Source organism: Desulfovibrio sp. SGI.102, assembly GCF_050314315.1.
In the GTDB taxonomy this organism is placed as follows: Bacteria; Desulfobacterota; Desulfovibrionia; order Desulfovibrionales; family Desulfovibrionaceae; genus Desulfovibrio.
The window spans coordinates 1-825 of record NZ_JBNPNC010000123.1 but is presented as its reverse complement, the minus strand read 5'-3'; the positions used below and the strand labels follow the sequence as shown (position 1 = coordinate 825).

Annotated in this window: 1 protein-coding gene; it reads left to right on the top strand. The window is 63.6% G+C overall.

The genetic code is table 11. The annotated features are described in order from the left end of the window. The first annotated feature begins 85 nt into the window (after positions 1–85). The gene (locus ACQRCJ_RS12435) at positions 86–784 is read left to right on the top strand and encodes a hypothetical protein (protein ID WP_300705665.1); all 699 of its coding nucleotides are present in this window, start codon (positions 86–88) and stop codon (positions 782–784) included. Positions 785–825 lie beyond the last annotated feature (41 nt).

Sequence of the window (825 nt, the reverse complement as noted above, 5' to 3'; positions counted from 1 at the left end):
AAAGACAGGGGGGAAAGCGGCTTTACAAGCCCGGCCGGGACGCGTACACCTCTTTTCCTGATACGATTTTTTACCGAGGTACCCAATGACCCGTTTTCTTCTGCTGCTTTGCGCGGCCTTCCTGCTGGCCGGTTGCGGCGCCAAGGGCGTGACCGTTGTGGACAAGCCCGGCTTCGTGACCATGAGCCAGCGTATGCCCCAGGAAATGAAAGCCCGCGGCCTGCTCACCGACGACGGCAGCTATATCTCCCTGCCCGGTGGCGGGGGCGAGAACTATGGCGAGATCCTTTTCCGCCAGCTCTCGCCTGAATTTTTGTTCAATGACAGGGGCCACGTCTATCTGGGCAGCACCTTTGCCGCCACGCGCACGCCGTCCAGCCATGCCACCGTGCGCAAGACCGGCTTCACCATCGTCCACCCCACCCAGACCATCAATCTGGCCATGTTGGGCATCGTGGACTGGAACAACGACGAAAAGGACGAATGGCTCATCGCCTGCGATGTCCGCCCGCACCTGGGCTCCGAAAGCCGCACCTATTATGTGCTGGTGCCGCCGCCGCTGCGCAAGGGCGAGCCCCTGCAGGCCACTGTGGCCGCGGTGTACGAATGTTATGGTCTGGCCTGCAAGCTCACCGTGCGCGACAGTCGCGCCATCCCCCGCGTGGGCGAAGGCGAACTGCCCCCCACGGACGTGCATGATGCCCTGCCCGGCATGGAAGGCGTGACCGAGCCTCCCCGCCCCGACAGCACGCCCCGCTCCGGCCTTCAGGAACGGTCGCTGTAGGCAGAGCAGCAGGATACAACGTAGAACAAAGCGGGCCCCTC

Excerpts from the sequence above, each read along its gene's own strand:
- ACQRCJ_RS12435 (WP_300705665.1), top strand. The coding sequence starts at position 86 with ATGACCCGTTTTCTTCTGCTGCTTTGCGCGGCCTTCCTGCTGGCCGGT.